Here is a 15,515-nt window from a genome sequence, read left to right on the forward strand (position 1 = left end):
AATTTTATAATTAATATATCATTATTATAACACAAACAGAGAAAGGACAAAATAGACACCCTAGAAGCGGATCATGGTTATTGACAAATAGTAATATATATGGTATTATTAATAATTATTTGCACATATTCAACACCCCACCACACAAGGAGATTTTCCATGAAAAAAACCGCAATCGCCGCCGTATTCGCTTCTGCCATGATGCTTGCCAGCATCGCCGCCGCCAGCCAGTCCGACACAACTTTCGCTGATGTCTCCATCCGGCTCGCGTTCGAACGCGGCCAGCTCAGCAAGAGCGAATTCCGGCCGATTGCCGGACGCATGGAAGAGCTGCTCTCCGCCGATGGGTCAATCGACCCGAAATGGCTCAAAGAGCAGAAACTTATCCAGCTTGAGGCCGACCTCACCCCTTACAGCCGAACGGTCAAACTGACCGATGGCAAAAAGGTTCTGAAAGTCAGCCTCAACTGACCGCCCCTTCCGCCTGCAAAAAGCCCCCGATACTCTCGGGGGCGTTTTTTTATCTGTAATTTTATCTTGCGCTATGCAGCCGCTTTGGCCAATCTCCGATTGTGAAGCTTGTAAAAAATCTTCTTGGCAACTTCCACTAAACCCAGGTAAACAAGGACGTAGCTAGCGATGATGACCATGATATACATCGGCAGGCGGTCGAATTCCAGCAACGTGCCCAGAGGAGTGAACTGGATGCTCCAGGCGAATACGACGGCGGACAAAGTGGTTAGGAACAAGGCCTTGCTCGGACGGCTCTCAAAAAAAGGTGTCTTCTTGGTCCGGATGATATAGATGACGAAAACCTGAGTCGCTATCGATTCGATGAACCAGCCGGTCTGGAATTGGTGCTCGGTCAGGCGATAGACGAAGAAAAGGAGATAGAATGTCAGGAAATCGAAAGCCGAACTGATCAGACCGAAAACGGTCATGTATTTGCGGATGAAAGACAAGTCCCAGTGGGCCGGCTTGCGCAGGTCATCCTCATCGACTGAGTCGGTCGGCAAGGAAAACTGGGCGAAATCGTAAATGAGGTTATTGAAGAGTATCTGCGCGGGCATCATCGGCAGGAATGGCAAAAAGGTCACCGCGCCCATCATCGAGAACATATTGCCGAAATTTGATGACAGGCCCATCAATACGTATTTCATAGTGTTGTGGAAAGTCTTACGTCCTTCGATAACGCCGTCCTTCAAGGACTCCAGGCTTTTCTCCATCAAGATGATATCGGCCGTGTCCTTGGCGATGTCGACGGCGTTGTTGACCGAAATGCCGACATCGGCGGCCTTGAGCGCCGGTGCATCATTGATGCCATCACCCATGAAGCCGACGGTCTTGCCTTGTTTTTTCAGAAGCAGGATGATGCGTTCCTTCTGGTCCGGGGTGATGCGAGCGAAAAGCGCAGTCTCGGAGATCTTCCTGCTCAAAACCATGTCATCCATCTTCCTGATCTGCTCTCCAGTCAGGACGCCCTTTATCTCCAGGCCGATGTCGCGACATATCTTTTGTGACAGGATGTCATTGTCTCCAGTCAAAATCTTAACTTGGATGCCGAGCTCTTCCAGCTCCACCAAGGTCTGCCTGACGCTTTCTTTGGGGGGATCGAGGAAGGCCAAAAAGCCCGAAAAAATCATCTCTTCTTCTATTTTCTTGCTGTAGCGCGTCACCTTGTCGCTCGGCAGCTCGCGATAACATAATCCGAGAACGCGGAAGCCATCAGCGCTCAGGTCGGTGAACTGCTTCTTGATCACTTCCATTTCGGAGATACCGCTGCTGATGTGCCCATCCAGTTCGAACTTGGTGCAGATTTTCAAAATCTCTTCCGGTGCCCCCTTGGTAATCAGCAGTCTCTTGCCGCCCGTTTCCACCACCATCGAACTGCGCTTGCGCGAAAAATCGTAAGGGATCTCATCAATCTTCTTGTAGTCGGAAACATCGATATCCTTATAGTCATTAATTGCGTTATCGAGCGGATTGGTGATGCCGGTGTGAAAATGGCTGGTCAAGTGTCCCAACTTCAAAGCCTTAGCCGAATCGCGCCCTAGATAATCGATATATTTGACCAAAGTGATATGATCCTGGGTCAACGTGCCCGTCTTGTCAGTGCACAAGATGTCCATGCTGCCGAAATTCTCGATCGAAGTAAGCTGCTTGACGATAACGTTCTTTTTAGCCATCTGCTGCGATCCCTTGCTCAGGCAGACGGTGATGATCATCGGCAACATATCGGGCGTCACGCCGATGGTAATCGCCAATGCGAAGCTGAAGGCCTGGAGGATGACTCCCGTGGTCAGGTTGGTCGAGTTCTTTATCAGATAGACCGCGATGACGAAGCTGACCATATAGAAAATCACCTTCATTACGAACAGGCTGAATTTCATGATATTGATCTCGAAATCGGTTTTCGGCTCGGCCTTGTTCAGTTCCTGGACAATCTTGCCGAACTGGGTCTTTTCGCCGGTCTGCGTCACTTCGCAGTAGGCGAAGCCGCTAACCACGCTCGTACCCATAAAGGCGAGGCAGTGATTTTCGACATTGTTGCAGGTCAGGGCTTCATCGCCGGAAGCGACCTTTTCCACCGGTATCGATTCGCCCGTGAGAGAAGATTGGTTCACGAAAAAATCGTCACTATCGACGATCATACAGTCGGCAGGAACGACGTTGCCGGCAGATAGGAAGACGACATCGCCGACGACTATCTGCTTGGAATCGATTTCCGCCTTGGCGCCATCCCTGATGGCTGTCACCTTAGAGGTGACTGTCGAAGCCAGCTTCTCGACCACTTTCTGCGATTTATAGGTATTGACGAAGTCCAGGACACCGGCCAGGAAGATCATCATCATCACAATGACGGCGCTGGCACGCTGCCCCATTGCGAACGAGACGGTGGAAATGACGATCATCAGCAAAAAAAGCGGATTGTTGAATTTGCTGATAAAGACCAGCAGTGGGCCGATCTGTTTCTTTTTGGCTATCGCATTTTCTCCCTGCTCTTTGAGCCTTTTTCTTGCTTCAGCCGAAGAAAGGCCGATGTTTTTCAAATCGCTGTCATTGATTGCCATAAAAAAGAATTCATCCTCCTTTGCTTACGGATGAGTGAAATGTTTATGGCTATATTATACAATGTTTCGGCCAAACAAAAAAGCCGCCGGATAACCGGCGGCTTTTGCGGGTCAGTTATTTTAAAATTCTTACCGTTCCGCTATCAGCATCAACCTCCACCAAATCTCCACTTTTCAGTATGCTAGTCGCAATCTTGGTTCCGACGATGCAAGGCTTTTTCAATTCGCGCGCCACTATGGCCGCATGGCAAGTGATGCCGCCCTCGTCAGTGATAATGGCTACTGCGTCCTTGATAATGTTCATAATTTCTGGCCTGGTCATCGGGGTTACTAAAACATAATCCTTCTTGTGGCCGATTATTTCAGCAGCGTTCTTGTAATCCGCTTCCTTAATAACAACAACTGCCCCAGTTGCCGAACCTTTATGCGCTGTAGTACCGGAAAAAGACATTTGGCGCGCTGCCGCTTCTTTCAATTCTCCAACTACATCGCGATTCTTAATGAAAGCGATAACTCCTGCAGCTTCTTGGCCGACAAAAGAACGCAACCGGTTGTTTATGGCAACAAAGACGATGGGACGATTTTCGATTTTAGCAAAAGCCGAGATTTCTTCTTTGGGGTTTGCCGTGAGCCGCCCGATTTCTTCGACTGTGGCAAAAGTGAACGCTTTCCATGGGATTTCAGGATACAAGCCCGACAACGCTTCGATAACCTTGTCGCATCCTTCATACAGCCTGGACGCGCAATCAGATAATATCATCCGCACTTCTGGCAACTTCTCATTGAGCGCGTCATCATCGACTTCAAAACATTCGTCGATGAAAAATATATATAGATGATATAAATCCGTAATAATCGAATCTAGTTCCCTTAGGGTTGCGTTAACTTCTGCAGGCGATAGGCTGTGGAACTCTTGATTTACCAAACTCTCGATGTGAGGATTATTTTTATAGAGAAACTTGTCACACTCACCGATTACCTCATTAGCAAGCTCACTGGACTTTATCAAAAAGCGCTTCGACCAGTCACCCCAAGCCTCGTATGTACCGTCGAGCAAGCTGACAAAATTCTGGCCAGATGCTGCACCATACTTCGCAAGATAAGGATTATCAACATAACCCTTACTGCTGGATTCGAAGCATATTGCTGGTATGAACGGGTAGCTGACATGCTTAGACATCTCAAACAGTTCCAATTCCTTCTCGATATCCTGAGACGAAACTAACCGCTCCAGTATATCGACTCTGCCATTATCCGCATCCACCTCTACCAGGTCCCCATCCTTCAATACGCTGGTCGCCAATTTAGTTCCTATGATGCAGGGTTTGCCCATCTCACGAGCAATGATGGCCGCGTGACAGGTTGCCCCACCTTCATCAGTGACGAAAGCGGCGGCTTTTTTCATGGCCGGCAGAAAATCCGGGGTTGTCATCGGTGTCACCAGAATATCGCCTTTCTCGACTTTGCCGACTTGCGATTTTTCAAAAACCAGGACCACTCGGCCAACAGCCTTTCCCTTATACGCCACCGTGCCCGTGAAAGATTCCTTGGTTCCTAGCACATCGGTCCGTTCAAGATTTATGTTGCGTTCATGACAGAAGCTTTCGATATCGAAGTCAGTTGCCAATGAGCCTTCAAAATAAACATACCGCCTCTTTCTTTGCTGCAGTATTGCGATCCCTGGCACTGCTCCTTCGATGAACTCCTCCGGCAGGACATACTGAGCTAAATCTGCGCCATGCGTGCCTAATGACTCAGATATTATTCTTAATAAAAACTCCTCAGCTTTGTAGACCACCGTATCATGCTTCACCCGAAGCTCATATGCCCGTTTGATCAATGGCCGATATTTGTCCTCACCCTCCATGGCGCCAACTACGTCGCTTATCGCCAACATCGGCCAGGTTCGGACAACCAAATCAAACACTTTTTTGAAATCAGCCTCCCGTCCTTGGCTGATCAGTCGCAAAATCTCCTGGCAATCGCTTTCATATTCGCTCGCCAGGCGCACAAACTTATCCATGTTCTCAAAAAAATAAGGCAACAAATGCTTAGGGTCCTGTTTAGGATCGGTAAAATCATAATAGACGCTGACACCTCGGCCGTCTTCGTGGATGAACAGCGGTTCAAAAAACATCGTGCCCCCGGTATGTGCCTCCAGGCCATGCCGGTCGCTCAAATACCAAACGCGAATGGCGGTCAAGGAAAGAGAACGGCTTTCGATTTTCTTAAACAGATGCTTCTCTTCATTTTTGTTGGCCTCGCCTGCGCTGGATAATGTCGTAATCGGACGCGACTGGGTGATATATAGCTTGCCGGCCTCGAAGGCCCACTCGATATCGCAAGGAAAACCATAATGCCTTTCAATATTAAGGCAGATTTGCGCCAATTCCTTAATTTCGTCGTCGGCCAGTTTCTGTATTTCTTGTTTTTCGGCTGGCACGGTTCGCTCGCTGGTGCCCTCGGGGCTGCGAACGATCATCATCTGCTGGTTCGAGATATATTTATCTTCTATGCCCAAACTTTTTTTCTCGATAACATAAGAATCCGGGGTAATCATACCGCCGACGATCGCCTCGCCCAAGCCATAGCCAGCCTCGATAATCATCCGGTCGTAATCCTCGGTCACCGGATGAACAGTGAAAGCGATACCCGACACCTCGGACTGCACCATCTTCTGAACGACTACGGCCACTGAAACCTTCTGCGTATCCAAGCCCTTTTCAAATCTGTAAAATATCGCCCTCGGCGTGAAAAGCGAAGACCAGCAAAGCTTGACCGACTCGATCAGGTTTTCCGAGGTGACGTTGAGATATGTTTCCAGCTCGCCTGCCCAAGAAGCGGAGGATGAGTCCTCGGCCGTTGCCGAGGAACGGACAGCAATCAGCTCGGCGCCGAGCGTCTTGAATTCCATTTCGATCTCTTCGCGAGTGTCATCAGGCATCGATGCATCGAGTATCAGCTGGCGGATCGACTCTGAGGCTTGATCAATCGTGGTCGACGTCTCGACGTCGACTCCGGCTAAAGCCTCCTCGATTTTCCGGTCCAAACCGGCGCCCTCAACGAAACGGTCGAACGCCCCAGCCACCACCACAAAACCTGGCGGCACTGGCATTCCGGCTTGCGTCATCTCTCCCAAAGAAGCTCCTTTGCCGCCCGCCAGGGCGGTGTCCTCTTTTGATAGCTGGTCAAACTTTATTATATTCACGCGCTTAATTTAATATCTTAATAACCCCGGCATTCGCGTCGACCTCCACCAGGTCTCCATCCTTCAGCGCCCTTGTGGCGATTTTAGTGCCGATAACGCAGGGTATGCCCAACTCCCGGCTAACGATTGCCGCGTGGCAGGTGATACCGCCTTCATTAGTTATGATGGCTGCAGCCCGCTTCATCAACGGCACGAATTCCGGACGGGTCATGCCGGTTACCAATATTTCACCGTCTTCAAAAACAGCGGCTTGCGCATCAATGACGATCCGTACCCTCCCCTTGGCTATCCCGCGCGAGGCCGGAGAGCCTTTGATTTCTATGACCTCATCTCCCTGATCGAAAACCAAAGCGTTCAATTCCTGCAAGGCGGGCGCGAACTCGACCGCGGCGCACGAGGCGGAATTGTCAGGTCTGACCAGATATGCGAACCCCTTGGCCCTCTTCAGAGCGGATTCCTTGATCGCCGAGACAGCAGTTTCGTCAAACATCGCCAACTCATGCGGTAAAAAGCCCGAGGCACTTATCTCACCCAAGCCGAGGCGATCCAACAGCTCTCGTGCGCATGAGTAGATTACAGTCTGGGCCTGAGCCAACGGATCCTTTCGCAAATCCCGTAGCTCCATTACTAAGCTGACGTACCCGACCAGCAACTTGGATGAGGCTGAAAAACCAACAGTCAATTCGGAGATTCTCCGCTGATTTTCCCTAGCCGACTCCAGCTGCGCTTCCGCTTCCTTAAGAGCCGAAGTCTTATTTTTGAACACCTCCCCAATCATTTCCATTGCCTGCCCATCATCTTGGACTGAAAAATAATCAGTAAAAATATATTTTGCCAGGTCGACCGATTTTTCCAAACCGTGAGTCTCAACTGTTTTTATGATATAAGCATTGTGTCGATGTTCGAAAGTCGCGAATGTCGGGCTGGTAACCTCCTCCCAGACGGACAATATCGCGCCAACCGTTTCTTTGTCGGCTGCTTCAATCAGAATATCCTTATCGAAAACTTCTATGTAGACCGAGTCTTTGATTATTCGCGACATCAGGTCAGCTGTCTCTTTTATTGTCTTTTTCAATTCAGGCGTCGTAAAGCCTCGGAAGCTTGTCCGGCCTATCGTTTGATCATACAGCTCCTGGGCTTCTGCAGCATTTTTGTCGTAAGCCGACCTTAAACCAGCCAGAGAGCTTTCCTGGCTGATCACTTTTTTCACCGCCTTCAAAGCCTGTGCCTTATATTTGTCCATACTCACAGCCACATGGCAATTCCGCCCCTGGCACAAACCGAGGACATACATACCGTTCTGGTCCCCGGCATAAGTCCAGGGAACAGCCGCGAAAAGCGGGGCGTACGCACCGCTGAAAGAGAACAATTGATCCGCTTCGGTGCCGATGCCGAATTCTTCTATTAAGCTATTCATATTCTTATGATACTAGATATTGCGGCTTATCCCTAGGAGACAAGCCAGCCGTTCCTTTAAACGCTCAGAATCCTGACCGTGCCATGATTGGCGCGGACCTCGACCAAATCGCCGTCCTTTATGATCTGGGTCGCGTTCCGCGTTCCGATGATGCAGGGTTTGCCCAGCTCCCTTGCCACGATGGCGGCATGGCAGGTAATACCTCCCTCGTTGGTCACAAAGGCGGCCGCCATCTTCATTATCGGCAAGTACTCCGGCCGAGTCATGCTCGTCACCAATATTTCTCCTTCTTTGAATTTGGAAAAATCATTTTGGCTCAAGATCACCCGGGCGCGTCCGCGTGCGTAGCCTTGGCTTGCGACTTGGCCGGTCAAGATCTTATCTTGGCCGTGGCCAGGCTCCTGATTAAGCTGGTTCCGCAGGGATTCCGCCTCCTTGCCGGTCACCATCTTGTAGCCGTCGGCGTTGAAGGTGGCGAACATGCCGTTCTCGTATCGGTTTTTCAATATCTCCTGGGTTATCGAGCCTCGGAGGACCGGCTCGACCTCATCGAGATTGATGAACTTCAGATATTCCATTTTTATTCCGGTGCTCTTCTCCAGATATCCCAATACGCTGAAAAGCAGATGGATACCCATCAGATTGGCTTTCTTGCGGTGTTCGCGCCAAAAGGTCAATTTTTGGAAGAAATACAACGGATTTTCTTTGAGCCGCTTTTTCTTGAGCAGCTCCCCTATCCTGTCCTGTCTCGATTTGGAATAATTCTTCAAATCCTTGAACTGCTTCTTGAATTCGGCTTCATCCGCCAGCCAATTTTCGATTTCCTGCGCCTGCTCTTCGGGGGTGATGCTTTTGACATAGCAATAATTCGATTTATAATAGCCGAACTTTTTCCTATACGAAATGGCTTCTGGAAAATTTGCAACGAAGCTGCTGACCGTCTTATGTTTTTTCTGCTTCTTGAACGTAGCAACCAGCTCGAACAATTCCAATAGCCTGTCATTATTGAATGTCATTTCAAAAGGAGTCGTCAGCAGTCCGACCTCATCCAGCGTAAAATCATGCCGTTTGGCGATTTCGTTAATTTTTTTCTGGTCGAAACCGGAGTCGAAAGCATCAATGAATAGAGACAAGCCCCAGAAGTCATAGTAAGCCTTACGGATTTTGCTAAAGAACTCCAACATTTCCTTTTCGGAAACGCCGCTGAAGGCTGTCTCGTCATGAGCCAGATAATAGTCTTCGAAAACTTTGGCCGTTTTCAGATATTCCGCAAAAAAACCGTCCATGTCTTGCGGACGCTGGAATCGCTCGTAAACTTCAGCGGCAAGAGCGTTTACATTGCTGATAGACCAGAACGCCTCCATATATGGCCCGCGCCAATAACCGTAAGCCACGCCATAATCGTTCTTGAAATACTTCCGATTCAGGTCCGCCACCTGGATACCGAAAGACCAAGCAGTAAAAGGTATGACCTCGCCCTCCTGCTTGTAGACATTGGTTGAATCATGAGCAATGGGGGACTCCTCCACCAACTCCAAAACATCCTCCAGCTTAAGGTCGTACAGATCACAAAATTTGGTTAAGGTCTCGAACTTTATGCCATCAACCTTCCCATGATAAAGCGCCGTAACGGTATTACGGTTAAGGCCGGTCTCGTGGGCGATATCGGTTATCGACTTGCCCAATCTTAGGGCCACCTGATTGATTTTGATGATTATTTTAGACATAGATTCGCTTGATTATTCATATCCTAGCAAATCCTATTCAATTTGTCAATACTTTTGACTAGTTTACTAGTCAAAATATAATAAATACTCTTGACATTACTCAAAATGTATGCTAGATTTGCATATTACACTAAGCTCATTCACAAATCGAGGTAAGACCTCGTAAACCACCCCAAGGAGAAAGACCATGGCACAAGTACTGTTAGTCAGGCACGCCCAAAAGGGCAATGGCAAAGAAACCGGCAAGAAATTCCACCTCTCCCCCACAGGCCAGACAGACTCCGCCAATCTCTGGCAGACCCTCCCCGAAGATTTTGTCCAGGGAATCAGATTCGTCGGCGGATCGGAAATGTCGCGGTCGCTCCACACCGCTCTGCTCATCGCCATGAGCGCCGGATGCGACCCGCTCGTGCTTGCCAGCGACTGGCGGCTCGGTTCAGAAAATCAGCTGTTCAATGAATACGGTCTCCAGGTCGAGAGCTATGTCGCAGCGGTCGAGAAGCATGGCGGGTCCGAGGTGGCAGGCCTGAAGGAAGTCTGCACCTTCGAGCAGTACTTTTCCCTCAACCAAAATATCTTCGAATCGATTGAAGAGGCGCTCGAACTTGACGGTAACGTCATCCTGGGCACGCATTCTCCTTGGCTGCAGCTCGCCATCGAGGCGGTTACTGGCGAGAACTACCTCGCCAACGTCAAAGAGCTCGACTGGATCCTGATCGGCTCCGATCAGGGCCGGCCGACCATCATCGCTTCGCATCTCAGCTGACGTCACCATCGCTCATTCGCATCACCGAACCGGTCAACACGACCGGTTCTTTTTTTGGTCTTCGCTAATGCCGATAAACACTGCCTGAAAATTCAGTTGCTTCATCTCGCAACGAGGACTAGAATGAAAGTATAACGATCGGTGACGAGTTAAGCTTTAATCAAATGTTCGGGGCCATCAAAAAGATCTTCCGGCTCGCCTTGCTCTTGTCTTCGATGATCGCGCTGACAATTTTCATTTCCGGCGCGGCCGTGCTTTATTTCTTGTTCAACACTTTGCCTGACCCGACGCGTGAAGTGATGTTTTCGGCGCCGCAGTCGACCAAAATACTCGACCGGCACGGCACCCTGCTTTACGAAGCTAGCGGCGAAGTGAAGCGTACCCACATCGCTCTGGCAAACCTGCCCAAATACCTCCGCGACGCCACGGTCGCAATCGAGGACAAGAATTTCTACCAGCATCATGGCTTCGACCCGATCGCCATCGTCAGGGCGGCTATAGCCAATTATACGCACAAGCAGATCAAGCAAGGAGCGAGCACCCTGACCCAGCAGCTGGCTCGCACCATACTTCTGAACCGCGACCCATCTTATGTCCGCAAAATCAAAGAGCTGGTCCTGGCCATCAAGATCGAATATCGTTTCGACAAGGACGAAATCCTCGAACTTTATCTCAATAATATCCCCTACGGCTCGACCGCCTATGGCGTGGAGGCGGCTAGCCGGCTCTATTTCGGCAAAAGCGCCGCCAACCTGACTATCAAGGAAGCTGCCTACATTGCCGCCCTCCCCAAAGCGCCGACGATCTACTCTCCTTACGGTCCCAATGTCGACCAACTGCACGAACGTGCCAATATGGTTGTCGAAAAGATGCGCGAACAAAACTATATCTCCGAAAAGGAGTCGCGTGAAGCGCTCTCCAGCCCCAATCCTTCATTCAATAATATTTCTGACCCCATCAAAGCGCCCCATTTCGCTTTTTACGTCCTGGACATACTAGCCCGAGAGTACGGCGAAGAAAAAGTCCGTTACGGAGGCCTGAAAGTCTATACCACGCTCGACCTGGACAAGCAGCAGCTGGCTGAGCGGATCGTGGCCGACCGGGCCAAGATAAATGAAAAAAAACACCATGCGACCAATGCGGCCTTGGTCGCTCTCGACCCGGCCAATGGCGATGTCCTGGCAATGGTCGGTAGCCGCGATTATTTCAAAACGAAAGATGGCAACGTCAATGTCACTTTGCGTCCCCGACAGCCAGGATCATCATTCAAGCCTTACGTCTATGCTGCGGCCCTGGAACGAAATTTTTCTCCTTCGACCGTCATTGTCGACGCCCCGACCAACTTCGCCGCTTATAACAACGGCGTCAGCTACGTTCCTCGCAATTACTCCGGCCGTAACTATGGGCGTGTTACCGTCAGGCAAGCGCTCTCCGGTTCCCTTAACGTGCCTGCCGTCAAAGTGCTGGTCGCCATCGGAATAAAAACCGCTATCGACACCGCCGAGAAGCTTGGGCTCTCTACCCTGAAGGACCGCAAACGTTTCGGACCTGCGCTGGTTCTTGGAGGCGCAGAGGTCAAGCTGCTCGAGCACACTGCCGGCCTAGGCTCTTTCGGCAACCAGGGGGTGTATCAAGCCCCTTCACCGATACTGAAAATCGAGGAACCGTCTGGCCGGATAATATTTAAAAAGAAACCGCCGAAGGGCAAGCAGGCCGTCAACCCGCAAGCAGCCTATCTCATCAGCAACATCCTCTCAGATAATGAAGCGCGCAAATTCATCTTCGGCGCGCGCAACAAGCTGGCCATACCCGGACGGCAGGTGGCGGTCAAAACCGGCACCACTCAGGATTACCGTGATGCTTGGACCGTCGGCTTCACGCCGGACTTGGCTGTCGGGGTTTGGGTCGGCAACAACGACAACTCGCCGATGGGGCAGAAGGCCGATGGCTCGGTGGTGGCGGCCCCAATCTGGCGGGAATTCATCTCCCAGGTCTTGTCTGTCCGCCCCAAAAAGGACTTCAAGCGGCCGAAAGAGATTGCAGAATTCCGGGCAGACCGGAATACCGGACGACCTCTGCCCAAAGAAGCGCGCATCGGCAAACTCGAACTCTTCGCTTCATATAATATCCCTAAAAACAACACGCCCGATCCTAAGGCTGCCTCAAAAAAACCAAAAAAGCAGCCCAAGCCCGCCGTCAAGCAGCTGAGTGCAGCCGCTTCGACCGAACCTAAGCCTTGATTATTGGATAAAAAAATCCCCCGAAATTCGGGGGATTGCCGTTTTAAGGCATGGAAGATTATTTCAGTGGCCGAAGAAGCCGCGGCCGATCTTGTCCGGAATCAGGTAAATGGGCTTCGCTTTGCTTTCGCAGAAAGCGATGACCTCTTTGTCCCGTATCGAGCCGCTGGTCGAGACGATAGCCGCCACTCCGGCATCGATGAGCGTCTCGACTCCATCAACGAACGGAAAGAACGAGTCGCTGGCCGCTACTGCGCCGGCGATATCATGGCCGGCACTGTTGGCACGCATGATGGCCAGCTTGGCTCCACCGACGCGTGATTGCTGGCCGACGCCGTTGCCGATCAGCTTCCCGTCCTTGACCAGGGTGATGGTATTGCTGTTGGAAGTCTGGTTGATGGCATGGGCCAACAGCATATCGACTTCCTGCTCGAAGATAGCTTTGCCGTATTTAGTGCAATCATCTGAACGGATGTCGAGGACGAAGGAGTAATTCGGCTGGGTCAGGAAGCCGCCACGGACATAACGGAAACGCGGAGCCTGATCGAGCGAGTTCGCATCGATGAATTCCAGTTCCGGGTTGCGGATGAAGGAACACCTGTCGCCCTTGCGCCTCAGATGCTCTATGGCTCCCTCCGTAAAGGCCGGGGCGATCACTCCGTCAAGCACACGGCGGACGCTGCCCGCCATGTGCGCGTGTAACAGTTCTGCTTCTCTCTCGCCGATTTCGAAGTTGGTGATGACCAAGCCTCCGAACAGATCCTGCGGTTCGCCTTCGACCATCATCCTGATCACTTCTTCCGTAGTGCTGCCATAGGCCGCACCGCAAGGATTGCCGTGCTTGCCGCCGACGGCAATGTAGGGGACGTCATCGTGATTCTTGTGGAAAGTGGCGGCAATCCTCGTGATGGTGGCGAGTAGGCGGTCGACGTCGACCCAGTTGTTAAAACCCGGATCTCCCAGCACTACCTCGAACTTCTGGAGCGCTAACGGGTCATCGGTCCGACAGCCGTACATGACGGCCGGCGTCTGGTAGGCATTCTCGCCATACCGACAGGCGATCACTTTTTCGCCGACAATACCTTCGAACTGGCCGTTGCCGTGGTACTGCGCCGAAAGCAGGCGATAGCGGGCGACGGTGAAGTCGGCCCGAGCGGCCAAGGCGGCGATGAAATTCTCCCGTTCAGGCTGGCCGCCGTCGAGCCACTTGATTACCGGTTCACGGTCTTCAGGGCGACAGACGACTATCCGCTGCCCTTTGGCGCCGGCACTGAGCATAGTCGGTCCACCGATATCGGTCTGAGCCCGGACCGAGTCCGGAGTAGCGCCGAGCTTGGCGATCTCTTCCTCGAGCGGGTAGAGATCCACGCAAACCAGGCCGATGAACGGCAAGCCGAGGCTCTCCAATTCGTCCAGTTCGGACTCGAGCTCAGCGCTAGCCAGGAGGCCGGCGTGAAGCTCGCGCGACAGAGTCACGACTTTGTGTCCCAGGATCGGATCTCCGCCGACTAGCGAAGATACGTTTTCGACCGGCACTTTGGCGGCATCGAGATGCCTGAATGTCCCGGCAGATGCCAGGATACGCCAACCGAGGACAATAAGCTGCTGGGCGAATTCCGCAATCCCTTCCTTGTAGTAAACTGACAATAAGGCGACTTTTTCTTGCTTTCTCTTCATCGTTTCCTCCTGTTCTCCGGTTAGAGTGGTACTGCGAATGGTTTCGAGGCTGCGAAAGGCTCCTTTTACTGCTTTATTTGAACGAACCAAAAGGCCTATTCCCAAGGAATAGGCCTCAAAAATACGGTTATACCTTACAATATAATGACGAATATGACAAGCTTCTTCCAAACAAAACAGCCTCCAAACGGAGGCTGTTTTTTAACGTATTTTAATCGACGATGATAGTTCCGGTCACGTTTTGGCGAGGGCTGCAATAATAGATGTTATGAGGCATATATCAATGTTTTAATAGCTTGATTCAGATGAAAACTGATAAATTGCGCGGCATGATCAGTTTTTACAAAATCATTCACGTTACAAATAATCACCTGCATGATTTCCCTTAATAAGTTCTTCACTCGACACGGTTACATTTAAATTATTAGAACTAACCCAAATTTATGGACTCTTTCAGTTCACCAAGCACCAAGCCGCTTTACCGTGGCACGCAAATCGTCTGGTATCTGCTCGGAATAATAGAAACCTTGCTGGCCCTACGCTTTATTTTAAAATTATTTGGAGCGAACCCAGGTGCCATTTTTACAGACTTTGTCTACAATGCGTCTTATGTATTTACGGCTCCGTTCGTGGCAGTGTTCCGCACTTCGCAGGTTTCGGGCAGCATTTTCGAGTGGACGACTATTCTGGGAATGTTGATATATTGGCTATTGGCTTATGGAATCATAAAATTGCTCCTAATCAGTAAAACCGTATCAACACCAGAAGCAGCAAGTAAATTGAAAGATCAAGAAAAAAATAATTAATCTAAATATAAACATATGGGAATTATCGCATGGGTTATCTTCGGTGGACTTGTTGGCTGGATCGCTTCATTAATAATGAAAACCGACGCGCAGCAAGGAATTTTGACTAACATTCTCGTTGGCATTATCGGAGCAGTGTTGGGAGGTTGGGTTATGAGCATTATAGGAAAAGGCGGGGTGACTGGTTTTAATTTATATAGCATGCTAGTGGCTGTTCTTGGCGCCGTAATACTGATTGCCATTGTCAGGGCCATAAGAAAATAAAAACTGCATGGACATCAAGGCGATGAAAATTATCGTGTCTGAGCTGAACAACATGCACGCCACAGAAAATCCTGAGGTTATATTTGAAATTAGTTTTGACTACATCGGAGACTTGATTGTTGACTGGCGAAACCGCAAGGCAAGAGCACTCGTAAGAAACCTAGCTGAAGAATTGGGCCTAAATTTCCGTGAGGATTTCAAAATCGGCCACACCAGAGTCCATGACTTGCCCGAGATAATCAACAGCCAGGAAAAATTAATACCATATCTCAAAGGAACACTCGAGGAATATGTCGATATTGCCGAACTTTTTATTAAATAGGGTCCACAAAACAAAAC

At 50.3% G+C, this 15,515-nt stretch carries 11 protein-coding genes; 6 read left to right on the forward strand and 5 right to left on the reverse strand.

What is annotated here, in order from left to right:
* Positions 1-159 precede the first annotated feature (159 nt).
* On the forward strand, positions 160-471 hold the full coding sequence (locus tag HGA34_05615; GenBank protein NTW22981.1) for a hypothetical protein: 312 nt from the start codon (positions 160-162) through the stop codon (positions 469-471).
* A 71-nt stretch (positions 472-542) separates the two neighbouring features.
* Here the strand turns inward: HGA34_05615 and mgtA are convergent, their stop codons facing one another.
* From mgtA to HGA34_05635, 4 genes are all read right to left on the reverse strand, one after another.
* Entirely contained in the window at positions 543-3,071 is a 2,529-nt protein-coding gene (gene mgtA / locus HGA34_05620; protein ID NTW22982.1) for a magnesium-translocating P-type ATPase, read from the reverse strand.
* A 115-nt stretch (positions 3,072-3,186) separates the two neighbouring features.
* The gene (locus tag HGA34_05625; GenBank protein NTW22983.1) at positions 3,187-6,279 is read right to left on the reverse strand and encodes a hypothetical protein; all 3,093 of its coding nucleotides are present in this window, start codon (positions 6,277-6,279) and stop codon (positions 3,187-3,189) included.
* A gap of 4 nt (positions 6,280-6,283) precedes the next feature.
* The gene (locus tag HGA34_05630; protein ID NTW22984.1) at positions 6,284-7,573 is read right to left on the reverse strand and encodes a hypothetical protein; all 1,290 of its coding nucleotides are present in this window, start codon (positions 7,571-7,573) and stop codon (positions 6,284-6,286) included.
* A 179-nt stretch (positions 7,574-7,752) separates the two neighbouring features.
* On the reverse strand, positions 7,753-9,423 hold the full coding sequence (locus tag HGA34_05635) for a helix-turn-helix domain-containing protein (GenBank protein ID NTW22985.1): 1,671 nt from the start codon (positions 9,421-9,423) through the stop codon (positions 7,753-7,755).
* A gap of 187 nt (positions 9,424-9,610) precedes the next feature.
* Between HGA34_05635 and HGA34_05640 the strand changes: the two genes are divergently transcribed.
* Positions 9,611-10,189 (forward strand): hypothetical protein, encoded by a 579-nt coding sequence (locus HGA34_05640; GenBank protein ID NTW22986.1) that lies wholly within the window; start codon positions 9,611-9,613, stop codon positions 10,187-10,189.
* Positions 10,190-10,353: 164 nt separating this feature from the next.
* A complete protein-coding gene (locus HGA34_05645) occupies positions 10,354-12,429 on the forward strand; it encodes a PBP1A family penicillin-binding protein (protein ID NTW22987.1) in 2,076 nt (691 codons plus the stop codon).
* A 63-nt stretch (positions 12,430-12,492) separates the two neighbouring features.
* Here HGA34_05645 and HGA34_05650 read toward each other — a convergent pair whose 3' ends face one another.
* The gene (locus HGA34_05650) at positions 12,493-14,106 is read right to left on the reverse strand and encodes a hypothetical protein (protein ID NTW22988.1); all 1,614 of its coding nucleotides are present in this window, start codon (positions 14,104-14,106) and stop codon (positions 12,493-12,495) included.
* A gap of 443 nt (positions 14,107-14,549) precedes the next feature.
* Between HGA34_05650 and HGA34_05655 the strand changes: the two genes are divergently transcribed.
* Genes HGA34_05655 through HGA34_05665 form a run of 3 tightly spaced genes read left to right on the forward strand, consistent with a single transcriptional unit; the run spans position 14,550 to position 15,498 of the window.
* A complete protein-coding gene (locus HGA34_05655; GenBank protein ID NTW22989.1) occupies positions 14,550-14,912 on the forward strand; it encodes a YggT family protein in 363 nt (120 codons plus the stop codon).
* A gap of 15 nt (positions 14,913-14,927) precedes the next feature.
* A complete protein-coding gene (locus tag HGA34_05660; protein ID NTW22990.1) occupies positions 14,928-15,176 on the forward strand; it encodes a GlsB/YeaQ/YmgE family stress response membrane protein in 249 nt (82 codons plus the stop codon).
* Positions 15,177-15,183: 7 nt separating this feature from the next.
* Positions 15,184-15,498: a hypothetical protein gene (locus HGA34_05665; protein NTW22991.1), complete on the forward strand. Its 315-nt coding sequence runs from the start codon at positions 15,184-15,186 to the stop codon at positions 15,496-15,498.
* Positions 15,499-15,515: the final 17 nt, after the last annotated feature.

It is taken from the genome of Candidatus Falkowbacteria bacterium, assembly GCA_013336275.1.
GTDB lineage: Bacteria > Patescibacteriota > Patescibacteriia > Patescibacteriales > GWE2-39-37 > JAAXUA01.